The organism is Stenotrophomonas sp. YJH_SMC_48-3, from assembly GCF_059369375.1.
Map to the genome: position 1 here is coordinate 26,339 of NZ_JCAFSQ010000003.1, position 22,305 is coordinate 48,643.

At 65.4% G+C, this 22,305-nt stretch carries 17 protein-coding genes; 7 read left to right on the top strand and 10 right to left on the bottom strand.

Annotated features, from left to right (window positions below):
• Positions 1-563 precede the first annotated feature (563 nt).
• Positions 564-1,058: a hypothetical protein gene (locus tag AC5P65_RS05250; protein WP_019660082.1), complete on the top strand. Its 495-nt coding sequence runs from the start codon at positions 564-566 to the stop codon at positions 1,056-1,058.
• Positions 1,059-1,297: 239 nt separating this feature from the next.
• On the opposite strand, the gene AC5P65_RS05255 is transcribed toward AC5P65_RS05250, so the two are convergent.
• Positions 1,298-2,701: a serine hydrolase domain-containing protein gene (locus tag AC5P65_RS05255; RefSeq protein ID WP_019660081.1), complete on the bottom strand. Its 1,404-nt coding sequence runs from the start codon at positions 2,699-2,701 to the stop codon at positions 1,298-1,300.
• Between the two features lie 284 nt (positions 2,702-2,985).
• On the opposite strand from AC5P65_RS05255, the gene AC5P65_RS05260 reads away from it, so the two are divergent.
• Positions 2,986-4,314, top strand: coding sequence for an NTP/NDP exchange transporter (locus AC5P65_RS05260; protein WP_111098949.1), 1,329 nt, complete (start codon positions 2,986-2,988; stop codon positions 4,312-4,314).
• 30 nt (positions 4,315-4,344) lie between these two features.
• On the top strand, positions 4,345-4,695 hold the full coding sequence (locus AC5P65_RS05265) for a DUF1304 domain-containing protein (protein ID WP_111098948.1): 351 nt from the start codon (positions 4,345-4,347) through the stop codon (positions 4,693-4,695).
• Positions 4,696-5,192: 497 nt separating this feature from the next.
• Here AC5P65_RS05265 and AC5P65_RS05270 read toward each other — a convergent pair whose 3' ends face one another.
• The 3 genes from AC5P65_RS05270 to AC5P65_RS05280 form a co-directional block, all read right to left on the bottom strand.
• Positions 5,193-5,660: a hotdog fold domain-containing protein gene (locus AC5P65_RS05270; protein WP_180832149.1), complete on the bottom strand. Its 468-nt coding sequence runs from the start codon at positions 5,658-5,660 to the stop codon at positions 5,193-5,195.
• Between the two features lie 76 nt (positions 5,661-5,736).
• Positions 5,737-8,214, bottom strand: coding sequence for an acyl-CoA dehydrogenase (locus AC5P65_RS05275; RefSeq protein WP_180832150.1), 2,478 nt, complete (start codon positions 8,212-8,214; stop codon positions 5,737-5,739).
• A complete protein-coding gene (locus tag AC5P65_RS05280; protein ID WP_019660076.1) occupies positions 8,211-9,128 on the bottom strand; it encodes an alpha/beta fold hydrolase in 918 nt (305 codons plus the stop codon). Before AC5P65_RS05280 ends, AC5P65_RS05275 begins: the two co-directional genes overlap by 4 nt.
• A gap of 140 nt (positions 9,129-9,268) precedes the next feature.
• Between AC5P65_RS05280 and AC5P65_RS05285 the strand changes: the two genes are divergently transcribed.
• Positions 9,269-9,871 (top strand): TetR/AcrR family transcriptional regulator, encoded by a 603-nt coding sequence (locus tag AC5P65_RS05285; RefSeq protein ID WP_005418411.1) that lies wholly within the window; start codon positions 9,269-9,271, stop codon positions 9,869-9,871.
• Positions 9,872-10,009: 138 nt separating this feature from the next.
• On the opposite strand, the gene AC5P65_RS05290 is transcribed toward AC5P65_RS05285, so the two are convergent.
• From AC5P65_RS05290 to hslO, 3 genes are all read right to left on the bottom strand, one after another.
• Complete coding sequence (locus tag AC5P65_RS05290; RefSeq protein WP_058981124.1) at positions 10,010-12,772, bottom strand: TonB-dependent receptor plug domain-containing protein; 2,763 nt, start codon at positions 12,770-12,772, stop codon at positions 10,010-10,012.
• A gap of 385 nt (positions 12,773-13,157) precedes the next feature.
• Positions 13,158-14,006: an XOO1806 family protein gene (locus AC5P65_RS05295; RefSeq protein ID WP_180832151.1), complete on the bottom strand. Its 849-nt coding sequence runs from the start codon at positions 14,004-14,006 to the stop codon at positions 13,158-13,160.
• Positions 14,007-14,122: 116 nt separating this feature from the next.
• Positions 14,123-15,016, bottom strand: a complete 894-nt coding sequence (gene hslO, locus AC5P65_RS05300; protein WP_021204702.1) for an Hsp33 family molecular chaperone HslO — start codon at positions 15,014-15,016, stop codon at positions 14,123-14,125.
• Between the two features lie 77 nt (positions 15,017-15,093).
• Between hslO and mtgA the strand changes: the two genes are divergently transcribed.
• Genes mtgA through AC5P65_RS05315 form a run of 3 tightly spaced genes read left to right on the top strand, consistent with a single transcriptional unit; the run spans position 15,094 to position 17,300 of the window.
• The gene (gene mtgA / locus AC5P65_RS05305; protein ID WP_111098786.1) at positions 15,094-15,843 is read left to right on the top strand and encodes a monofunctional biosynthetic peptidoglycan transglycosylase; all 750 of its coding nucleotides are present in this window, start codon (positions 15,094-15,096) and stop codon (positions 15,841-15,843) included.
• A 46-nt stretch (positions 15,844-15,889) separates the two neighbouring features.
• Entirely contained in the window at positions 15,890-16,909 is a 1,020-nt protein-coding gene (locus tag AC5P65_RS05310) for a glycosyltransferase family 2 protein (RefSeq protein WP_021204700.1), read from the top strand.
• Positions 16,869-17,300 (top strand): CBS domain-containing protein, encoded by a 432-nt coding sequence (locus tag AC5P65_RS05315; protein WP_019660070.1) that lies wholly within the window; start codon positions 16,869-16,871, stop codon positions 17,298-17,300. Before AC5P65_RS05310 ends, AC5P65_RS05315 begins: the two co-directional genes overlap by 41 nt.
• Positions 17,301-17,787: 487 nt before the next feature.
• Here the strand turns inward: AC5P65_RS05315 and AC5P65_RS05320 are convergent, their stop codons facing one another.
• The 3 genes from AC5P65_RS05320 to AC5P65_RS05330 all read right to left on the bottom strand — a co-directional run bounded on the left by AC5P65_RS05320 (position 17,788) and on the right by AC5P65_RS05330 (position 22,297).
• Positions 17,788-19,761 carry an AsmA family protein gene (locus AC5P65_RS05320; RefSeq protein ID WP_180832152.1) on the bottom strand — a complete coding sequence of 658 codons (1,974 nt, stop codon included), beginning with the start codon at positions 19,759-19,761 and terminating at the stop codon, positions 17,788-17,790.
• 83 nt (positions 19,762-19,844) lie between these two features.
• Positions 19,845-20,483 carry a PAQR family membrane homeostasis protein TrhA gene (gene trhA / locus AC5P65_RS05325; protein ID WP_021202025.1) on the bottom strand — a complete coding sequence of 213 codons (639 nt, stop codon included), beginning with the start codon at positions 20,481-20,483 and terminating at the stop codon, positions 19,845-19,847.
• Between the two features lie 209 nt (positions 20,484-20,692).
• A complete protein-coding gene (locus AC5P65_RS05330) occupies positions 20,693-22,297 on the bottom strand; it encodes a peptide chain release factor 3 (protein ID WP_019660067.1) in 1,605 nt (534 codons plus the stop codon).
• Positions 22,298-22,305: the final 8 nt, after the last annotated feature.

The window sequence follows — 22,305 nt, forward strand, 5'->3', positions numbered from 1 at the left end:
TGCGGCGCCGTTGTGCTGGCGTTGGTGCCAGCGGCAGCCGGTGCTGGCGATGTGTGCACGCAGTGGCCACCGACGTGCATGCATCTGCGCAGAGTGCTTATTTCAAGTACTTTTTGTTCAACGCTTGCATGGTTGTTGCTGCAGGCAGCATGCGTGCGTGGCGCTTCGGCGGTCGTCGAGCGCGGAGCGTGGCGACCGTGCAGGCACCACCATGGATGGCGCGGATGTGAAAATTTTTCGCGGGGGTTGTTGACAGTAAAAAAAACCGTGATTAGGTTTCGCCTCAGCAGACCTTGCCTGCCCAACCGAGTGCGCAGAATCAATCGTCCGATGCGAAGCAGCCCCTTCAAGACCACCGCGACCCTGATGACGGTGGACATGGCCCCGCTTCCCCCGGAGAAATGCAAGGCAACTCCCGTTCCGATGCCCGCTCCGCCGATCGAGGCTGGCATTGCCGCATCCGTAACGGCGCGCCTGACGCGCCGGCGGTCCCCGCACGCAGCATCCGCGGGTTTGATCCACCTGGGCGTTTCAACTCCCTATCACTGACGAGGAGCCATCCCATGGCAACCAAGAAAGCTGCGAAGAAAAAGCCCGCCGCCAAGAAAGCGGTGAAGAAGGTCGCGAAGAAGGCCGCTGCCAAGAAGGCAGTGAAGAAGGTCGCGAAGAAGGCGACTGCCAAGAAGGCGGTGAAGAAGGCTGCGAAGAAGGTCGCCAAGAAGGCCACTGCGAAGAAGGCAGTGAAGAAGGCGGCGAAGAAGGTCGCCAAGAAGTCCACTGCCAAGAAGGCCACCAAGAAGGTAGCCAAGAAGGCCACCAAGAAGACTGCCAAGAAGGCAACGGCCCGCAAGCCGGCCAAGAAGGTCGCGAAGAAGGCAACTGCCAAGAAGGCCGTCAAGAAGACCGCCAAGAAGGCAGTGAAGAAGACCGCGAAGAAGGCCACCAAGAAGGCTGCCCCGAAGAAGGCAGCGAAGAAGGTTGCCAAGCGCAAGCCGGCCGCCCGCAAGAAGAAGGCCGCTCCGGTCGCTCTGCCGGCAACCCCGGCACCGCTGATCTAAGTACTTCCCGATAGCCGCATCCTGAAACCCCTTCCCTGGCTGCCCAGCGGGGAGGGGGTTTTTTTATGGGGCCATTGCCAGCACCGAGCCATGGCCGACTGCCTTTCTGACGTTTGACGCGCTGCATCTGTGGAGCAGGGGCCTGTCTTCCGAGCTGGCCGGGCATGGCCAGGTCCTACAAAACAACAAAAAGGGCGGCCCCCAGGCCGCCCTTGATGCTCACGGTCGAGCCCGCCGGATCAGCGCGGGGAAGCCACCGCGCGGTTGCTCGAGGCGCCCTTGCCCTTGCGCTTGTCCTGCTGCTGCGCAGGGCTGCTGCCCTCGGCCATCAGGTTGTCGCTTCCGAAGTCGGTGTCCACGTCCAGCCAGCGCTGCGCCGGCAGGCCGAGCGCGGAGTCGAGCACGGTCGGCAGCAGGCCGCTGGGCAGGCTGCTTTCGCCGTTCCACATGATGGCGATGCCCAGATCGCGTTCCGGCACCAGCGCGACCAGGCCGCGGTAACCCTGTACGGCACCGGCATGGAACACCACGTCGTGGCCGGCGTAGTCGAAGGTGCGCCAGCCCAGGGCATAGCCCGCCGAATGCAGGCGCTCACGGCGCCAGCCTGAACGCATCTCGCCGGGGGTGCTGATCAGGCTCGAATGCAGCGTGGCCAGCAGCGGTGCGGGCAGCACGTCGGGGCGGTGGCCGGTGTGGGCGAGCAGCCACTGCGCCATGTCGCTGGCACTGGCATTGACGCCGGCCGCCGGGGCGACCCGGTAGTAGGTCGGCTTCGGCGTCAGCGAGACCCAGCCGTTGCGGCTGCGCACGTGCGGACGCGCCCAGCGCGAGCTGGCCTGGATGCCGGCCAGGCCGAGGCTGGCATCGTTCATGCCCAGCGGCTTGAAGATACGGCGCTCGACCGACTGCTCGTAGAAGCTGCCGGAGGCCGCGTAGACGACATCGCCGATCAGGCTGAAGGCCACGTTCTGGTAGGCATAGCACTCGCCCGGCAGGCACTTCAGGCTGGTGTTGGCCAGTTTCTGGGTCAACGCGTAGTACTCGGCGTTGCCTTCGATGTCGCGGTCGTAGGCGTTGTACGGCAGGCCGACGCGATGGCTGAGCACGTCGGCCACGGTCAGGCGATCAGTGGCTTCCGGCGAGTTCAGGCGGAAACCCGGCACGTAGTCGGTGACCTTGCTGTCCCAGCGCAGCGTGCCGTCGTTGACCAGCAGGCCGGCCATGGTGCCGGCGAAGGCCTTGGACAGCGAGGCCAGGCGGAACACGGTGTGCGCATCAACTGGCAGCGGATTGTTGACGTCGGTGACGCCATAGCCGCGCGCGCTGAGGATACGGCCGCCCTGAACGATCGCCACCGCCATGCCCGGCACGCGTTCGCCATAGGTGAGCTGCTGCGCCATCGATTCGATGTTGGCGACGTTGAAGCCGGGCGCCGGGGCCTGCACGCGGGGCACCAGGCCGGTGCGGTAGGCCGCCGGCTGGGTGTGGGCGACGGTGGGACCCGCAGCAGTTTCGATGTTGGTCGGCATCGGCGGCAACGCCGGCGGGGTCTGCGCGGTGGTGGACAAGGCAACGGGCATCAACATGCCCAGCAAACCGGTGGCCGCCGATCGGATCGGACGACGCAGGCTGTTCTTTTTCATCGGTTGGACCCGTGCGCGACTGCTGATGGCGATTCTAGCGCCGCTTTTCCCCTGTGCACAAACAAAGCGAAGATGAATGCGCATCTCGTTGAAAAAGTTGGCATTTCGACGCTCTGGAAGTGTGTCCGAACGTGTCGTTCCTGCCTCTCATGCCACTACGTTGCGGCCATCGGTGCGCGCGTCACGCTGGCGATGTTGCAGTGCATTGGCTAACGTACGCGCTTCACCGCCCCGGAGCCTGCCATGCCGCTGTCCAACCGCCGTCTTCTGGCGAGGGACGCCGCGTGAGCGCGGTGAAGGGCAAGGGGCCGCTGCGTGGGCTGACGGCGGCACTGCGTGAGTCGCCGGCGCTGTGGTGGTCGTTCCTGTACTTCTTCTGCCTGCTCAGCGGCTACTACGTGCTGCGCCCGGTGCGTGAGGCGATGGCTGCCTCGGCGGACCTGGAAACGGTGTTCCCGCCAGTGCTGATCGCCTGGTTCGCCGGCCACGGCATTGCGTTGAAGGACTTTGTCCTGCAGTTCCTGTTTTCCTGCGTGTTCGTGATCATGCTGGTGCTGCAGCCGGTGTACGGCTGGCTGGTCAGCCGCTTCCCGCGGCGGGTGTTCCTGCCGGCGGTGTATGGGTTCTTCATCGTCACCCTGCTGGGCTTCTACGTACTGTTCGATAGCGGTGTGCCGGGCCGCGGCATGGCGTTCTTTTTCTGGATCACTGTCTTCAACCTGTTCGCGGTGGCGGTGTTCTGGAGCTTCATGGCCGATGTGTTTTCCAACGCGCAGGCACGTGCTTTCTACGGTTACATCGGCGCGGCTGGCACCGTCGGTGCCTTCCTCGGTCCGATCATCACCAGTGCGCTGGTGCAGCGCGTGGGTATCGCCAACCTGATGCTGGTCTCTGCGGGATTCCTGGTCGTCTGCCTGTTGTGCATCTGGCGGCTGCGGCACTGGGCGGTGCTGCGCGAACGCGAGCAGCAACTGGTGTCCGGCGAGAAGCCAATGGGCGGCAGCGTGCTGGATGGCTTGAAACTGATCGTGCGTGAACCTCTGCTGCGCTGGCTGGCGATCATGGTGGTGTTCGGTGTGGGCGTGGGCACCCTGCTGTACAACCAGCAGGCCAGCATCGTGCGTGAGGCATTCAACGATGCAGGCGCTGCTACGGCCTTCTTCTCGCGTATCGACCTGGCGGTGAACGCACTGGCGCTGCTGATGCAGCTCGCCCTGACCCGCTGGCTGCTGTCCCGGCATGGCATTGCGCCGGCGCTGCTGATTCCTGGTTTCGCGATCCTGATCGGCTTCTCGGTGCTGGCGGCCTCGCCGATGCCGCTGATGGTCGCGGTGGTGCAGGTGATGACCCGCGCCAGTGAATTCGCGCTGGCCAAGCCGGCGCGCGAAACCATCTACACCCGCGTGGACCGCCAGTGGCGCTATAAGGCCGGCGCAGCGATCGACACGGTGGTCTACCGGGGCGCGGACCTGAGCTTTGCGTGGCTGCACAAGGGGCTGTCCCTGTTCGGCTCGCACGTGGTGTTCATGGGTGGCGTGGCGGTGGCCGGCTTCATGACCCTGGCCGCGTTCGGCGTGCTGCGCGAAGAAAAGAAACTGCCGCGCGACCGCTGACGCGGCCCAATCTTCCCGAGGAGAGAAACGATGTCGCTGATCGCGCTGCTGCTGACCGTGCTGGTCGCGGTGCTGCACCTGTACTTCCTGGTGCTGGAGATGTTCCTGTGGACCCGCCCGCTGGGCCTGAAGACCTTCCGCAACACGCCGGAGAAGGCAGAGATCACGCGCGTGCTGGCGGCCAACCAGGGCCTGTACAACGGCTTCCTGGCGGCGGGCATCGTAGGGGGGCTGGTGATCGATCAGCCAGTGCTGGTGACGTTCTCGCTGGCCTGCGTGGTGGTGGCCGGGTGCTATGGCGCCTACAGCGTGAGCCGCCGCATTTTCATGATCCAGGCGGTGCCTGCGATCCTGGCGTTGGTTCTTCGCGCGGTGGCGTAGTTTCCAGCCAACGGCGCAGCCCCTCGTGGGTTGGTCGCGTAGAGCTTCTCATGGGGTTGGCCGGGCGGGTTGGGTTCGCGGGGGACGCCGCAAGTACGTCCCTGTAGGCTTGGCCGCGGCATCCATGCCGCGGACACCCCCGCGAACCCAACCCGCCCGGCCTCAGACAGGTTCCGTGCGCGGCCAGCCCACGGAGAAGAAAAAAGAAGATCAAGAGCAACAGCGGGTCGCTGCGCTCGTGGATTCTGCGTGCATGGAAAAAAGCGGCCGATGGGTCGCTTTTGCTTTTGCTCTTCTTTCTCTCTTCCGTGGGGGACGCCGCAGAGATCCGTCCGAGGCCGGAGGGGGGGGGCCGGGCGGGGTATCCGCGCCATGGATGGCGCGGCTAAGCCTACACGGACGTACTTGCGGCGTCCCCGCCTGGCCCCACCCCTCCGGCCCAACCGATAAACCGCATCCCGCGTCCACCCACGAGGGGCTGCGCCGTTCGCGGGAACCTACTTCGCCGGCGACATCCACATGTCGATGACCGCGCTGAACACTTCCGTCCCCGCCCGGTCGCGCACGCTGACCGTCACCGGCAGCGCATAGCCTTCGGCCGCGACGACAATCGGCTGTGCCGGCAGCGCCACCGCCTGCAGTGTGCCTCGTGCCTTGGCCAGGTACTGCACCTGCATCCCCTTCGGGATCCAGCGCATGCCCTTCGGCAGCGATGCATCGACCATCAACCCGGCGGTCAGTTCGGCCAGGTTGCACATCGCGATCGCATGCACCGTGCCGATGTGGTTGCGTACCCTGCGGCGGTCGGCCAGCGTCCCTTCGCAGCGGCCGTGTTCCAGGCGGGTGATGCACGGCGCGATGCTGGCGAAGTAGGGCGCCTTGAAACACACCGCGCGCGAGAACAGCCAGTTGCCAGCAGGCCAGCGCTGCAGGCTTTGGTAAAGCGAGAGCAGGGGTGTGGACATGAGGGGTATTCCGGTCGGCGGATAACGCGACGGCGGGCCGAGGCCCGCCGTCGAAGGCAACGTGTGTCGCGGGCGATCAGGCCGCCTGCGAATGCGGGTCCTTGTGCTGGCGGTCGTAGTAGCTGGCCGCGCGCAGTTCGTGGGTGTCGAAGTCGTCCACGGTGATCGTGTCCAGGGTGAGCGTGCGCAGCTCTTCCAGCAGGCTGCGCTCGTCCTGGGTGATCACGCCCTCGGCCACGGCCTCGTCCAGCTGCGCCTTGAAGTCCAGCGCCTCGATGCCCTTGCTCTTCAGCGCCTTGAGGAACTTGCGCTCCACCGGCTCGGCCATGATCGCCTTGCTCAGGTAGCTGTTGATGCGGCCACCCGGGTTGTTCTCGCACGGGGTCAGGAACACGCCACTGGCCAGGCGGTCGCGGGCTTCGTTCGGCGCCATCAGCAGGGCGGCGACACGGCGGCTCAGGCGATCGCCCGGCGCCTCGGCACGACGGCCCAGCGGGAAGATCAGTGCCCACATCAGCCAGCCGATCGGACGGATCGGGAAGTTGCGCAGTGCGGCCGACAGCGACTCTTCGATCTTGTGCACGCTGTCATGGAAGGCCCAGGCCAGCAGCGGCTGGTCGGCCTGCGGTGCGCCTTCGTCGTGGTAGCGCTTGAGCATTGCGCTGGTCATGTAGACGTGGCTCAGCACGTCGCCCAGGCGGCCGGACAGCGATTCCTTGAACTTCAGCTTGCCGCCGAGGGTCATCATCGAGATGTCGGCCATCAGGGCCAGGTTGGCCGAGTAACGGTCCAGCTTGCGGAAGTAGCGGCGGGTGTAGGCGTCACCCGGAGCGGCGCCGAAGCGCGCGCCGGTCAGGCCGAACCAGAACGAACGCACGGCGTTGGAGATGCCGTAGCGGATGTGGCCGAACAGGCTGCGGTCGAACTCCTGCAGGCCGGCACGGGTGTCCGGATCCTGCGCCGCCTTCATCTCCTTCAGCACCCATGGGTGGCAGAGGATCGCACCCTGGCCGAAGATCAGCAGGCTGCGGGTCATGATGTTGGCGCCTTCCACGGTGATCGCGATCGGCGCGGCCTGCCAGCTGCGGCCGGCGAAGTTGCGCGGCCCCAGGATGATGCCCTTGCCGCCGATCACGTCCATCATGTCCGAGATCACTTCGCGGCTCATAGTGGTGCAGTGATACTTGGCGATGGCCGACGGCACCGACGGCACGTCACCGCGGTCGACCGCCGCGGCGGTGGCCTGCGACAGTGCGCTGATCTTGTAGGCCTTGCCACCGATGCGGGCCAGCGCCTCCTCGACGCCCTCGAAGCGGCCGACCGACAGGCCGAACTGCTTGCGGATGCGTGCATAGGCGCCGGTGACGGCCGCACCGGCCTTGGCACCACCGCTGGCGGTGGACGGCAGGGTGATCGAGCGGCCTACGGCCAGGCACTCGTTGAGCATGTTCCAGCCCTTGCCGGCCATGGCCGCGCCACCGATCAGCTGGGTCAGCGGGATGAACACATCCTTGCCCCGGATCGGACCGTTCTGGAAGGTCGAGTTCAGCGGGAAGTGGCGACGACCGATCTCCACGCCGGCTGTGTCGCGCGGCAGCAGGCCCAGGGTGATGCCGATATCGCGGGTATCGCCGATCAGGCCATCGGGATCGTACATGCGGAAGGCCAGGCCGATCAGCGAGGCGACCGGTGCCAGGGTGATGTAGCGCTTGTCGAAGGTCAGCTTGACGCCGAGCACCTGCTCGCCGTTCCACTCGCCCTTGCAGACGATGCCGTAATCGGGAATCGAGGTGGCGTCGGAACCGGCGAACGGACCGGTCAGGCCGAAGCAGGGCACTTCACGGCCATCGGCCAAGCGCGGCAGGTACTGGTCCTTCTGTTCCTGGGTGCCGTAATGCACCAGCAGTTCACCCGGGCCCAGCGAGTTGGGTACGCCGACGGTGGAGCTGACCACCGAGGACACCGAGGCCAGCTTCTGGATCACCTTGTGGTGGGCCAGCGCGGAGAAGCCCAGGCCGCCATATTCCTTCGGGATGATCATGCCGAAGAACTTGTTCTTCTTGATGAAGGCCCACAGCTCCGGCGGCAGGTCGGCATGGACGTGGGTGATTTCCCAGTCGTTGACCATCGCGCACAACTCTTCGACGGGGCCATCAAGGAAGGCCTGTTCTTCGGCAGTCAGCTGCGGCTTGGGGTAGTTGAGCAGGATGTTCCAGTCCGGATCACCGGTGAACAGTTCGCCCTCGAATCCGACCGAACCGGTTTCCAGCGCGATGCGCTCGGTTTGCGACAGCGGCGGCAGCACCTTGCGGAACACCTTCATCATCGGGCCGGTCAGCAGCGGCTTGCGGATGAACGGCAGCAGCAGCGGCACGGCGATGACGGCCAACACGGCGGCCGCCACGATCGTAGCGGTCTGGTTGACGTAGGGGATGAACCAGCAGGCGACCAGCAGGGCCACGCTGATCAGCGTCCAGGTAACCAGCCGCATGCGGTGGTAGGCGACGAACGCGCCTGCCAGCAGCAGGGCGAGGAAGGGAAGAACGATGCTCATGAGCGTGCTCCGGTGACGTGCTCGTTTGTGGCGGACGAAGCCGCAGCATCCGCTGCGGGCAACACGTCCAGATAGTCCAACACAGTAGCGGTAAAGGCGTCGTTGTCATCGCCTGCGACCATATGCGTGGCCTGCGGCAGCTGTACATGGCGCGCGTGCGGCGCCAACGCCAGGAATTCGGCCACGGTCTGCGGCGTGACCAGATCGCTGCGGCCGCCGCTGACCAGCAGCAGCGGGCACTTCACCTGGCGCGCGGCCTCGGCCAGTGCGTCCTGGTGCTGCTCGCTGTCGCGGGCCAGTTCGGCCACCAGGCGCGGGTCCCAATGCCAGCGCCAGCGGCCGTGTCCGTCTTCGCGTAGCAAGGCACGCAGCGACTGCTCGGATTTGCGCGGGCGGTGAGGCATGTAGGCCGAGATCACATCGGCGGCCTGGGCCAGCGAGGCAAAGCCGTCGGGATGGGCGGTCATGAAGGCGAGGATGCGTTCGACGCCGGCGATATCCCAGCGCGGCGTGATGTCGACCAGTACCATCGCCGAGAACAGGCCGGGCCAGCGCGACTCAGCCAGCAGGCCGAACAGCCCGCCCATCGACGCTGCAACGAGCACCGGCGCACGCGGCTGTTCACCGGCCAGCACGATCAGGTCATCAGCGAACTGTTCGCCGTGATAGGGCAGGTCGGTGGCATTCCAGTCTGAATCGCCATGGCCGCGCGCGTCGTAAGCGAGTGTCTGCAGGCCGGCCGCAGACAGGGCGCGTGCGGTGGCGTTCCAGGCGTGGCGGGTCTGGCCGAAGCCGTGCGCGAACAGCACGCGACCACGACGACCGTGCTCGCTGGTCGTGGCCGCGAGGCGGGCGCCATGGGCGGCCTCCAGGCGCAGGTCATGGAACGCAGCGGGAGTAGGGGACATAACCATACTTGCTAGTATGGATCGCTTGCGGGGGAAGTCAATACTGCATCGTATGGTGCGTTGCGGTAGGGTCCAGGGGGGGGCTTTGACGGTTTCGCCTGCAACGGCGTACTGCAACGAACCCCGGCGTATGGTTAAATCAGTCCATGAATCAACCTGACGCTTCCGCCGGCGAACCGCGCGCCGGCCGCAACAGCCGCCTGAGTGCCGAAGACTGGGCCCAGGCGGCCCTCGACCTGATTGCTGAACAAGGCGTAGGCGCCGTTGCGGTGGAACCGCTGGCGCGGCGACTCGGCGTGACCAAGGGCAGTTTCTACTGGCATTTCCCTTCGCGCGATGCACTGCTGCAGGCGGCGCTGGAGCGCTGGGAACTGTTCGAACAGGAACAGGTGTTCGGCAGCCTGGAAGACGTACCGGATCCGCGCGTGCGCCTGCGCCAGCTGTTCCAGATGGTGGCGCATGAAGTGCAGCCGCACATCATCTACAGCGAGCTGCTGAAGGCGCTGGACCATCCGATGGTGCGGCCGGTGATCGACCGGGTTTCGCAGCGTCGCCTCGACTATCTGGTTGCCTCGTTCCGCCAGGCAGGGCTCAGCTCGACCGATGCACGCCATCGCGCACGCCTGGCCTACGCCGCCTATGTCGGCTTCCTGCAGTTGTCGTTGCAGCTGCAGCAGCCGAAGCAGGCGCGCGAGGATTTCGAAGCCTACGTGGAGCACCTGATCGAGACGCTGATTCCGAACGGTTGAGCGTTGTTGCCTTGTTGAGTGCAGAAGGCCGCGGCAATTGCCGCGGCCTTTTTCGTTGGGTGCTGCCGCAGCCTGGAATGCACAAAAAACAACGGCCCCTTGCGGGGCCGTTGCTGCATCAGCCGATCAGTGGATCGATCAGAACTTCTGCTTGTACTGCATGTACATGTAGCGGCCCGGCAGGTCGTACTGCGGGTCGAACATGTTGTACGAGGTCGAGTACGAGACCGGCGGATCCTTGTCCCACACGTTGTTCAGGCCGACCATGATGGTGCCCTTCCACGGCGTGTTGTAACGGAACTGGATGTCGTGGTAGGTGGTCGCGCCCATGTGGTTCTCGCGGTTCTCGGGATCCGAGCAGTAGTTGCGCAGCGAACCACCCAGCAGGCAGGACTCGGTCATCCCCGACTTGTAACGCAGGCCGTAGTTGACGCCGAAATCACCATAGGACCAGTCGACGTACAGGTTGGAACGGATGCGCCAGTACGGATCCTGATCGAGGTAACGTCCCTGGCGACCTTCGACCTGCGAGTCTTCGGTGGCCTTGGTTTCCCACTTGCTCAGGTAGGTGCTGTCGAGGGTAATGGTGAACTGGCCGATCGAGGTTTCCGGCAGGCGATACAGGATGCCCAGATCCCAGCCTTCCACCTTGTACGACGCCAGGTTCTGCAGCGGCATGTCGACGTTGGTGATGGTGTAGCGCTCGGCGGCAGTGCCGTAGGTCGGGTCACGGGTAATCAGGCCGCAGTAGGCTGCCTGCTCAGCCGGCGAGCCGCCGTAGCAGTAGTTCATGATGTCCTGGATTGCCGGACGGGTGATGGCATCATCGATCTTGATCTGCCACCAGTCCAGGGTCACGTTCAGGCCGGTCACGAAGCTCGGGCTCCACACCAGGCCCAGCGTCTTGCTGGTCGAGGTTTCCGGCTTCAGGTTCGGGTTCGACTTCCAGGTGAACGGCTCGGCGGTCTGGGCGGCACCGGACTGCGGCACGCCGTCATCGTCGCGGGTATTGGGCTGCACGAAGCCAGCCGGAACACCCTGGGCAATACACTGCGCCAGCACTGCACCGGTCGGGCCATTGGCGGCCGCGCACGGATCGGCGTAGGTTTCGAACGAATCGCCATCACCTGCGAACAGGTTGCTGATGCTCGGCGCGCGGAAGCCTTCCGAGTAGTTGCCGCGGATCATCAGGTCGTCGATCGGCTTCCAGCGGAAGCCGAACTTGTTGTTGGTAGTGTTGCCGAAGTTGCTGTACTTCGAGTAGCGGGTTGCAGCGCTGAAGTCCAGCAGCTTGGCGCCCGGCAGATCGGCCAGGACAGGGATCGACAGTTCCAGGAAGAACTCGTCCAGGTCATAGCTGCCCTTGGTCGGCTTGGCGCCGTTGCCGGTGCTCAGGCCCGCAGCAATGAAGGCGTCCGGATCGAACTGGCCGGATTCCTTGCGGTACTCGTAGCCTGCGGCGAACGCCAGGGCACCTGCCGGCAGCTGGGCGATTTCACCGGAGATGTTGGCGTAGTAGCCCTTGGACACCAGGTTGGAAGAGTCGTGGGCGGTGAACGAGGTGTAGTCGATGGCACCCTGGCTGATCGAGCCTTCCGGGCCCAGCGCATTGACCGGCACGCAACCCTGAATGATGTCGCCACCCGGAGCGGTAACGCACACCGGCACGCCACCACGAAGCTCGGACGGACCATAGGCGTTGCGCAGGTTGGCCAGGTTGAACAGGCCATAGGTCAGGTCGTTCTGGTCAGTCTTGTCGTAGCGGTAGCCGACGTCCCAGTCAAAGTTGCGATCGGCGAACTCGAAGAAGCCTTCGAAGCCACCGTAGAAGTGCCAGTTCTTGACGTTCTGGTTGAACGAACGGCCGCCACTCTCGTTGAAGCGACGGTTGACGCCGGTCAGGTCCTCACCGGTCGGGTTGTACATGCTGTCCTTGCTCAGGCGCATGCCGGTGACGGGCATGGCGGCCAGCAGCTGTTCGGACTTGCGCTCGTTGTACATCGCCTCGGTGCGGAAGGTGACGTTGTCGGTGATGTTGTACGAGCCCGATGCGAACAGCGAGGTGCGCTCCTGCGGGGTCAGCAGGTAGTTGTCCGGTGCGGTGTTGTAGCCGTGGACGTTGGCATTGAACGGCGTTTCCACGCCGTTGATCAGGACATAGCGCTCGTCATTGCGCAGGTAGGAACCCGGCATGCCGGTGCTGCTCTGGCCGTCGAAGAACGGAGGGCCGCCGGCGGAGATCTTGCGATCACCAGCCATGACCTTGTCTTCCTTCACGTAGGAGACACCCAGCATCAGCGACGCGCGATCGGTGGTGGTACCGATGGTGAAGTCGGCTGCTTCGCGTTCGCCGTCACCAGCGCTGTACTGGCCCTTGTAGAAGTTGGCTTCCGCGCCATCGAAGTTCTGCTTGGTGATGATGTTCACCACGCCGGCGATCGCGTCCGAACCGTAGATGGTCGACGCGCCGTCCTTGAGGACGTCGATACGCTCGATCATCGCGGTCGGGATGGTGTTCAGGTCGACGCTGCCATCCAGACCGGTGGTCCAGCGACGGCCATTGACCAGCACCAGGGTACGCGCAGAACCCAGGTTGCGCAGGCTGATGCCGGCCGAGCCATCACCGCCGTTGTTGAACGTACGGTTCAGCGCGGCGCCGTTGGCGGCGACGCGCTGCAGGATGTCGGCGACCGAGGTCACGCCCTGCTTTTCGATGTCGGCGCGGGTCAGGCTCAGGACCGGCTGCGAGGTTTCGATGTCGGTGCTCTTGATGCGCGAACCGGTGACCGAGATGCGGTCAAGGTTGGTCGCTTCCTGAGCCTGGGCGGTGGCTGTGGACGCCACACCGGCAACGAGCGCGACCAGAACGGCGTCGCGCAGCTTGTTGGACTGGAAATTCATTGGCTCTCTCTCTCCAAGAAATCTTGGCTGGGTTAATGCCCGGCGGGGGAGCGAAAAGCGCTCCCAAATCGCGAGGGCTGAACCGATAGTAGCGGGCGTTGGCCAAGAATTAAAGCTGCGTTAATCAAGCCTGTGATTTTGGTAAAAATGAAATTTCACACTGGAAATCAAAGGGTTGAAGTGCACGTGCGCTGACGATGTCTCGTTTGTTAGCGCAAAGTGACGAAAAAAGTTCTCGTTGATGTGTATCACAGTGTGTCGGCATGCGTTGCGCGGTATCCAGTACGCCGAAAAGCGCGCTGCGTGTATCACGAGCGCGCACATGCAACGGGCGCCTTTCGGCGCCCGGAAGAAGTCATTGCAGTGAAGACCCACGTGGGCCGGGTCAGAGATCCTGTTCGTAACGCACGTACGGCACGGTGCCATCGTCATTGCTTTCATTGCGCGGGGAGAACGGATTCTTGCCCCGGCTGATCACGTTCTCGGCGCCAACGGTCAGCTGGCCGGACCACGGGGTGCGCCAGGTCAGGCCGATGCCCAGGCCTTCCCACTTGCCAGGCTTGCCCGGCACGTCGATCACGCGGCCGATGATGCTGCCGGTGAAATTGCCGTACCCGGCGCCAATGCTCAGGCTTTTGCTGTCCCAGCGGTCGGCGATGGACGGCGCTGCGTCGGCCAACGGTACCAGCCGCGCCTTGGCGTAGGTACCGGCAATCGAGACAAAACCCTCGCGGCCGATGTTCTTCTGCGCGAACACGGTCAGATCGTTCTGCTCGGCGCGCAGCGAGGGTGACTTGTTCGGGCCGGACAGCCACGCCGGCAGGGTTTCACGGCCCGTGCCCGCGGTGATGCCGAGGCGGCCGCTGCCGCGGTTCAGCGCGGCAGTCCCGGTGAAGCGGCGGCTGTTGAGGTCGTCATCGTCACCCAGGCTGGCCAGCATGCAGTGACTGGCCAGGCCGCTCATGCTGGTCCCGCTGCTGCTGTTGCAGAGCAGGCCCAGCGAATCGCCGGAGGACAGGCCGAAGGCCGCATCCAGCGAGTTGCGGCCGAAGTGCCAGCGGGCGCCGGCAGCCTGTTCACCGGTGGGCTCCAGGTACAGCAATGCCTCGACCTTGCCGCTGCCCTTGTTCCATACCGGCAGCACGGTCCGGGTGTCCTTGCTCTGCGCGTGCGCGCCCGTGATCGCGCCAAGGGCGATCAGCAGGGCCAGCGGTAGACGCAGGAAGGTACGCATCGGACCAGTTCAGACAAGGACGGACAACGGAAGTTCCCGTAGAGACGGGAACTTGATCGTAGGGTGTTTATGAATTCTTAACAAGCCTTGATCCCCCCAGATGCAAGACAAGCTGTTCACTGAAGCCGTTCGGGCGCCGGTACAGTCCCCTCGGCACCGTGGAACAGTATGCCGAACTCCGTCAAAGGAAAGTGATACTCCCGCCCGCAGAATTCGCAACGGACCTCGACGGCGCCGGTGTCCGCGGCCGCGGCACGTGCCTCGTCCTCGCCCAGCGACTGCAGCATCGATGCGACCCGCTCGCGGGAACAGGAGCAGGCGAAGGACAGCGGCTTGTCGCCCATCAGTTCCGGCTTCTCCTCGTGGAACAGGCGGTGCAGCAGCTGCTCGGCCGGGGTGGCCAGCAGTTCGGCCTTGCCCAGGGTCTCGAACAGGGCGCTGGCACGCGCCCAGCCGTCCTCGTCACCCTCATCGCCTGGCAGCTTCTGCAGCAGCAGGCCGGCGGCGCCATTGCGGTCGGCGGCCAGCAGCAGGCGCGTCGGCAGCTGCTCGGACTGGCGGAAGTAGTCCTCGAAGGCCTCGTCCAGCTCCGGTGCGGTCAGTGCGACCAGGCTCTGGTAGCGCTGCGGCTCGCGCGGGTCCAGGCCCGGGTTTTCGATGGTGATCGCGAGAAGGGCGTCATCACCCAGGCTGGACAGGTCGCGCGGCGCATCGGCCCCCTCGCTGAGCTGGGCGATGCCGCGCAGGGTACCGGCGGCGGTGCATTCGGCGAACAGGGTGCGCAGGGCGGTGCTGCTACGCAGCTGGATCGACAGGCGCCCATCGATCTTGGTATGGCCAGTGAACAGCGCCGAGGCAACACAGGCCTCGCCGAGCAGTTCGGCAGCGGTGTCCGGGTACGCGGCGTGGGACAGGATTTCCTGCCAGGTGGCCTGCAGGCGCACGTGGACGCCACGGACGCCAGCGTCGGGCAGCAGGAAGCGGATCAGGGAATCGGGGTTGGCGGTCATCGGCTCACATCGCGCGTAAACGGGGGCGGTTGCCGGATAATGCGCCGACAACCAGATAGAAGAAGGATGCACCAGTAATGGGGGCAGGGGGAGAGCAGCACAAGGTGGAAGCCGTAGCAGAAGGCCCACGCCGCAGGCGCTGGCGCTGGAAACGGCTGCTGTGGCTGCCGGTGTTGCTGGCGGCCTTCAGCTGCCTGCAGGTGCTGGTGCTGCGGTTCATCGACCCGCCGGTATCCACGGTCATGCTGTGGCGCTATGGCGAGGCGCTGGGCGAGGCCGATTGGTCCTATCGCCTGCATTACCAGTGGCGCGACCTGGACCAGATGGCGCCGAGCCTGCCGATCTCGCTGGTGGCGGCCGAAGACCAGCGCTTCCCCGTCCACAATGGCTTCGACCTGCAGGCCATCGAGAAGGCCCGCGACCACAATGCCAAGGGCGGGCGACTGCGTGGCGCCAGCACGATCAGCCAGCAGGTGGCCAAGAACCTGTTCCTCTGGCAGGGCCGCAGCTGGATCCGCAAGGGGCTGGAGGTCTGGTACACCGTGCTGATCGAAGCGCTGTGGCCAAAGGAGCGCATCCTGGAGATGTACGCCAACATTGCTGAGTTCGGCGATGGTGTATATGGCGCGCAGGCAGCGGCACAGACATTCTGGGGCAAGGATGCGGCGCGGTTGAGCCCGGCCGATAGCGCGCGGCTGGCGGCGGTGTTGCCGGCGCCGCGGCGCTACAACGCGGCAAAGCCAGGGCCGTACGTGCAGCGGCGTGCGGCCTGGATCCAGCGCCAGGCACGGCAGCTGGGTGGGGCCGCGTACCTTTCGGAAGAGTGAGCGCGCGCTGCCTGATCTGCGGGCGGCGGCAACGTACAATCCGGGCATGACCCGCGAACGGCTTACTTTCGTCATCGCCGCCTACAACGAGGCCCTGGCATTGCCGTTGCTGCATCCGCGGTTGTGCGCGGTGCTCGACGCGCTGCCCGACATCGACGGCCACATCCTGTACGTGGACGACGGCAGCCATGACGGCACGTGGGAGGTGATCGCCCGCCTGGCCCAGTCCGATGCGCGGGTTTCCGCACTGAAGCTGTCGCGCAATTTCGGCAAGGAAGCGGCGCTGACCGCCGGGCTGGACCTGGTGCGCGAAGGCGCGGCGATGATCCTCGACGCCGACGGCCAGGATCCGCCGGAACTGGTGCCGCAGTTCGTCGCGCGCTGGCGTGAGGGCCATGACAACGTGTATGGCACGCGCATGGCCCGCGACGGCGAGGCCTGGATCAAGCGCGCCACGGCGGCGATGTTCTACCGGGTGATCGGTCGTCTGTCACGCACGCCGATCCCGGCCGATACCGGTGATTTCCGCCTGCTGTCGCCGCGTGCGCTGAGTGCGCTGCGCGAGATGCGTGAGCGCCACCGCTTCATGAAGGGGCTCTTCAGTTGGGTGGGTTTCAAGCGGATCGCGGTCCCCTATCACCGCCATGCGCGCGTGGCCGGCACCAGCAAGTTCAGCCTGTGGCGGCTGTGGAACTTCGCGCTGGAGGGCATTACCGGCTTCTCCACCGTGCCGTTGCGGGCGGCGACCTACCTGGGGCTGGCAACGGCGGCGGTGGCCTTCGTATTCGGTGTGTGGGTGATCATCAAGGCGGCGCTGTATGGCGACCGGGTGGCGGGCTGGCCGACGATGATGGCGGTGATCCTTTTCCTGGGCGGGGTGCAGCTGATCGCGCTGGGCCTGATCGGTGAGTACCTGGGGCGGCTGTACGAAGAGTCCAAGCAGCGGCCGTTGTACCTGGTTGACACGTGGCTAGCATCCGCCGTGGCAGACTCTGCCCTGCAACCCACCCTTGGAGGGCAGGCAGATGACCACGGTACGGCAACTGTTGGACGGCAAGTCTCCTGAAGTGCATGCGGTCGCGCCGGAGGCGGCGGTGATCGATGCGATCCGGCTGATGGCGGAAAAGGGTATTGGTGCGGTGCTGGTGATGGAGGGGCCGCGGCTGGTCGGCATTCTTTCCGAGCGCGATTACGCGCGCAAGATCGTGCTGCGTGATCGTTCCTCACGAGATACGGCGGTGGCCGAGATCATGACCGCACAGGTGGTGACGGTCTCGCCGGGCGAGCAGGTGGAGCATTGCCTGCAGCTGGTGACCGACTACCGCATCCGCCACCTGCCGGTGGTGGAAGGCGCGCAGGTGCTGGGGGTGATCTCGATCGGCGATCTGGTGAAGTCGGTGATCGATGCGCAGCGGCGCGAGCTGGACCAGCTGCAGCAGTACATCGTCGCCGGGTGAGGGTGTCGCTGGCGGGCCTGCGGCCCGCCGGCCCGCTTTTCGAAGCCAGAGCCAGAGCTGAGAGCAGCGCCTTCCTGTCCTGCGGGGAGGCGGAGGGCATGGGCGTGCAGGACACGCCGTGAACCCATCCATGGGGGCTCGATGGCGCCATCCATGGCGCCAACGGTCCTGCACGCCCATGCCCTCCGCCTCTGGACACATTTCTGCGAGCGCGGTGCGTACATGCGCGGTGCCTCGCCTTTTGTAGGTGCCAACCTTGGTTGGCAACAGCTTTTGACTTTGCTTTTTTCTTTTGACTTTGAATTTCCGCTCTCGTTCCGCGCGCGCAGGAAACTGTCGGGAGGGGGACGGGTGACGCAGGCAGGACCGTTGGCGCCATGGATGGCGCCATCGAGCCTACAGGGACGTACTTGCGGCGTGTCCTGCCTGCGTCACCCGTCCCCCTCAAGCCGCGATCAATGCAGGCGCCGCGAACAACGCTGTAAACCTACTTCGCATACTGCCCGCCGCAGTCGGCATCCTTCCCCGGCCCCAGTTCGATCGTCGCCAGCAACGCCGCCGGCGGCGCGATGCTGCCCAGCGCCAGGGCCACGGCGCCACGAATACCCAACGCCTTGAAGTCGGGCCGGAATGACGGGTCCTTGAAGGTGCCACTGATGTGCAGCGGAGAACGCAGTACCAGAATGCTCCTGTCCTTCGGGCGTGGCTTCAGCAGCAGGTCCAGGGTCTCGTCGCGCAGGCTCACCGTGCCTTCGCCGATGAGGATCGTGTCGGTGGTGTCCACCGCCATCGCCTGGCTGGTCATCAGGCCGTCGCGCACGCCGAAGTCGGCGAAGGCGCAGCGCAGGGGGATCTGCTTGTCGCCGGTCACCAGGAATTTCAGCGATTCGGTGATGTCCAGCCCCGCCAGTTCCATTACCAGGTTGCCGACATGGCCGCGGCCCATCGCCAGGCCGACCTTGCCACTGCTGCTGCCGAGCATTGCGGCGATCGAGTTGCCGTGGCCGCTCAGGTCCACCTCGCCGCCGATGCCACCCTTGGCCTGTTCAGCCAGCTTGGCGTCAGGGAACAACTGGCCCAGCTGCACGCCGCGCACGCTGGCCTTCAGCGCGGTGCTGATCTGCGGACGGCGCGCGTCCATGCGGATCGTGCTGCGGATGTCGCCGCCGGCGACGCCGAAGTTCAGCGGGTCCAACCGCAGCACGCCGTCATCCAGCAACAGGTGCGCATCCATGTCGTCCAGCGGCAACGAAGGGGCGTTGATGCGGTGGGCCTTCCAGCGCACGTCGGCATCCATGGCGCGCAGCTTGCCCAGGTTGTAGGGCGTGTCGGGCAGCACCCGTGCACGGGCGGCAATCCGTGCGGCCTCGGCCTTCTGCTCTGCGTTGGCCGTTTCGCCGCCGCCGGTTTTTGGCGGGGCGCCGACGAAGCCGGCAAGGTCATCAAAGTCCAGGCGCCTGGATTGCAGCGTGGCGGTCAGCCGTGGACGATCGCGTCCCACCTCGAACTGCAGGTTGCCCCCCAGGTCGCTGTCGCCGACCTTGCCAGTGAAGCTGTCGTAACGCCAGACGTCGTGGTCGCGTTTGAGGCGTCCGTTCAACGCATAGGGCGGTGAGGGCGGGATGGCGATGCCGAGCAGAGGATAGAGATCGGCCAGGTCCTGGCCGCTGAGCGCGAACTGCAGGTCGAACACGCGCAGCTGGAAGGGGTTGGTCAGCGTGCCACTGGCGACTGCGTGAGTGGCGCCGGCCCGGCCATCGAGATGGATGCGGAACGGGTGGTCGCTGTCGGTCAGTTCCAGGGGGGATTCAGTGCCGCCGCGCAGCGTGAACCGATTGCCCTGCCAGCGGCCTTTACCCTGCACCAGCAGCGGTGGCGCAGTGTCGGCCTGCTTCGGTTGGCCGCTGCGCACGTCCACGAGGATGTCGGTGCGGCCCAGCGTGTCGAGGAACTGCAGGCGACCGTCGTCGATGCGCAGCCGCTTGAGTTGGGGGCTTGCCCCGCCGGTGCTGCCGCCGAGGAAATCCCAGTTGCCCGGGTCTCCCTTGCGCGGTGCGGTTTCCAGCAGCACATCCGGCCGGGTCAGGCGTACTTCGGGCAGCTGCACGCTGCCGCGCAGCAGGGGCCACACCCGCACATCGATCTCGACGCGGTCCGCCGTGGCCATGGCGGGCTGTTTTGCCCAGCTGGCATTGGCGAAGGTGATCGCATCGGCGCGGATCGTGCTGGTGCGGCCGAGGTCGACATCCAGGTTCCCGATGTGCAGTGCGCGGCCGGTGCGTGCCTGCACCGCACGCTCCACGGGCCCTTTGAACCAGTTCCAGTCCCACAACGCGAACAGCACCAGTATTGCCGCCAGCATGAAGACCAGGATCGTCAGCCAGCGCCGGCCACGTGGGCCGGGACGGCGGAGGCGCCAGCGGTGCGTGCGCTTTGCAGCAGGGGAGGCGGCAGCATTCACGCTGCCATGGTTGCCCCCTCTTCGTGGACAGGGCGCGAAGCGTCCATGTGCATGGCGTGCACGCGCTGCGTTCGAGCGGTCGTTTACAACACCTGCATGGTGACCGCGACAAAGTGGCAGACACTGCCGCCGATCACGAACAGGTGCCAGATCGCATGCGAGTACGGGATCGATTCACGGTGGTAGAAATAGGTGCCCAGCGTGTACGACAGGCCGCCGGCAAACAGCCAGGCGAGGGTGCCACCGTCGATCGAGGCCCACATCGGCTTGATCGCCACGATCACCAGCCAGCCCATGGCGATGTAGATCACCGTGGAGAGCACCTTGAAGCGGCCGGTGTAGAACAGCTTGAACACCACACCCGCCAGCGCCAGCGCCCAGATCGCAGTGAACAGGCCCCAGCCCCACGGACCGCGCAGGCCGATCAGGGTGAACGGGGTATAGGTGCCCGCGATCAGCACGTAGATCGCGCAGTGGTCGAACACCTTCAGCCGGCCCTTGGCGACCGGATGCTGGATGGCGTGATACAGGGTGGAGGCGGTGTACAGAAGCAGCAGCGCGATACCGAATACGATCGCGCTGGCCAGCTGCCAGCCGTCGCCGTAGATCGCAGCCAGGGTGATCAACACCGCACTGGCGGCCAGGGCGAATACCGCGCCCAGGCCATGGGTCAGGGCGCTGGCGACTTCTTCACGGATCGAAGCAATGGACGTCGTGGACATGGGCATGGGCGTTGTTCGCGGGGAGGGGGACCCGCGTCCCCCTATCATCGCCGCGATGGCCGCCATGTGCACGCCCGTCACCGTATGGCGGGTGAATCCCAGCGTCGCGCCGACGAACCCATGATCGGTAGATCCACGCCACGCGTGAACCGCCCGCGATGGCTGGGTTGGAGCCCTTTCCTTTCGGAAAGGGATCCAACCCGCTGGCATCAGCCCACCGAAACGGTATGCGCCGCTTCGCGGGTGGCCGAGAAGCGCACGTCCGGCGAGCGTTCCTGCGCCAGCTGCAGGTTGACCCGGGTCGGCGCCAGGTAGACCAGGTGCCCGGCCGCATCCAGGGCCAGGTTCAGCGCGTTCTTCTCGCGGAATTCTTCCAGCTTCTTCTCGTTGCTGCAGTGGACCCAGCGCGCGGTGGTCACACTGACCGGCTCGAAGGTGGCTTCCACGCCGTACTCGTCCTTCAGGCGGTAGGCGGCCACGTCGAACTGCAGCACACCCACCGCACCCAGGATCAGGTCGTTGCTGGTGAGGGGGCGGAAGAACTGGGTTGCGCCTTCCTCGGACAGCTGGGCCAGGCCCTTCTGCAGCTGCTTGAGCTTGAGCGGATCGCGCAGGCGTGCGCGACGGAACAGTTCCGGGGCGAAGTTGGGAATGCCGGTGAAGGTGACCGCTTCGCCTTCGGTGAAGGTGTCGCCGATGGAGATGGTGCCGTGGTTGTGGATGCCGATCACATCGCCCGGCCACGCCTCGGCCGCGATCTCGCGATCGCTGGCCATGAAGGTCAACGCGTTGGCCAGCTTCATTTCCTTGCCGGTACGCACGTGGAAGGTCTTCATGCCGGCGCTGAAACGGCCCGAGCAGACCCGCATGAAGGCCACGCGGTCACGGTGCTGCGGGTCCATGTTGGCCTGGATCTTGAACACAAAGCCGGTCAGCTTGTTCTCTTCCGGTGCGATCTGGCGGCCGGTGGTGGAGCGCGCCTGCGGCGATGGCGCGTGCTCGACGAAGAAGTCCAGCAGTGGCTGCACGCCGAAGTTGTTCACGCCCGAGCCGAAGAACACCGGGGTCTGCTTGCCGGCGCGGTAGGCGTCCAGGTCGAACGGGTGGCTGGCGCCCTGCACCAGTTCCAGCTCGTCGCGCAGGTCGGCCAGCATCTGTGCACCGATCTTCTCGGCCAGGCCGGGGGCGTCGATGGACGGGAAGATGGTGGAGTCCTGGCGGGTGAAGTTGCGGCCTGGCTCATACAGGTGCACTTCGCCGGTCAGCAGGTGCACCACGCCCTTCAGGCGCTGGCCCATGCCGATGGGCCAGGTGACCGGGGCGCACTGGATGCCCAGCACGGTTTCCACTTCATCCAGCAGCTCGATCGGGTCCTTGCCCTCGCGGTCGAGCTTGTTGATGAAGGTCATGATCGGGGTGTCGCGCAGTCGGCAGACTTCCATCAGCTTGATGGTGCGCTCTTCCACGCCCTTGGCCACGTCGATCACCATCAGCGCCGAGTCCACCGCAGTCAGCACGCGGTAGGTGTCCTCGCCGAAGTCGGCGTGGCCGGGGGTGTCGAGCAGGTTGACGATCTTGCCTTCGTACGGGAACTGCATCACCGAGGAGGTGACCGAGATGCCGCGCTCCTTTTCCAGTGCCATCCAGTCGGAGGTGGCGTGGCGGGCGGCCTTGCGGCCCTTGACCGAACCGGCCATCTGGATCGCGCCTCCGAACAGCAGCAGCTTTTCGGTCAGCGTGGTCTTGCCGGCGTCAGGGTGGGAAATGATGGCGAAGGTGCGGCGACGCGACGCTTCGTTGGCGACTTCGGACATGGCAGTGG

Coding starts and splice junctions, on each gene's coding strand:
- AC5P65_RS05290 (WP_058981124.1), bottom strand. CDS start 12,772: ATGAATTTCCAGTCCAACAAGCTGCGCGACGCCGTTCTGGTCGCGCTC.
- AC5P65_RS05330 (WP_019660067.1), bottom strand. CDS start 22,297: ATGTCCGAAGTCGCCAACGAAGCGTCGCGTCGCCGCACCTTCGCCATC.
- hslO (WP_021204702.1), bottom strand. CDS start 15,016: ATGACCGCCAACCCCGATTCCCTGATCCGCTTCCTGCTGCCCGACGCT.
- AC5P65_RS05295 (WP_180832151.1), bottom strand. CDS start 14,006: ATGCGTACCTTCCTGCGTCTACCGCTGGCCCTGCTGATCGCCCTTGGC.
- AC5P65_RS05265 (WP_111098948.1), top strand. CDS start 4,345: ATGTCGCTGATCGCGCTGCTGCTGACCGTGCTGGTCGCGGTGCTGCAC.
- trhA (WP_021202025.1), bottom strand. CDS start 20,483: ATGTCCACGACGTCCATTGCTTCGATCCGTGAAGAAGTCGCCAGCGCC.
- mtgA (WP_111098786.1), top strand. CDS start 15,094: ATGGGGGCAGGGGGAGAGCAGCACAAGGTGGAAGCCGTAGCAGAAGGC.
- AC5P65_RS05250 (WP_019660082.1), top strand. CDS start 564: ATGGCAACCAAGAAAGCTGCGAAGAAAAAGCCCGCCGCCAAGAAAGCG.
- AC5P65_RS05275 (WP_180832150.1), bottom strand. CDS start 8,214: ATGAGCATCGTTCTTCCCTTCCTCGCCCTGCTGCTGGCAGGCGCGTTC.
- AC5P65_RS05310 (WP_021204700.1), top strand. CDS start 15,890: ATGACCCGCGAACGGCTTACTTTCGTCATCGCCGCCTACAACGAGGCC.
- AC5P65_RS05280 (WP_019660076.1), bottom strand. CDS start 9,128: ATGGTTATGTCCCCTACTCCCGCTGCGTTCCATGACCTGCGCCTGGAG.
- AC5P65_RS05255 (WP_019660081.1), bottom strand. CDS start 2,701: ATGAAAAAGAACAGCCTGCGTCGTCCGATCCGATCGGCGGCCACCGGT.
- AC5P65_RS05315 (WP_019660070.1), top strand. CDS start 16,869: ATGACCACGGTACGGCAACTGTTGGACGGCAAGTCTCCTGAAGTGCAT.
- AC5P65_RS05270 (WP_180832149.1), bottom strand. CDS start 5,660: ATGTCCACACCCCTGCTCTCGCTTTACCAAAGCCTGCAGCGCTGGCCT.
- AC5P65_RS05285 (WP_005418411.1), top strand. CDS start 9,269: ATGAATCAACCTGACGCTTCCGCCGGCGAACCGCGCGCCGGCCGCAAC.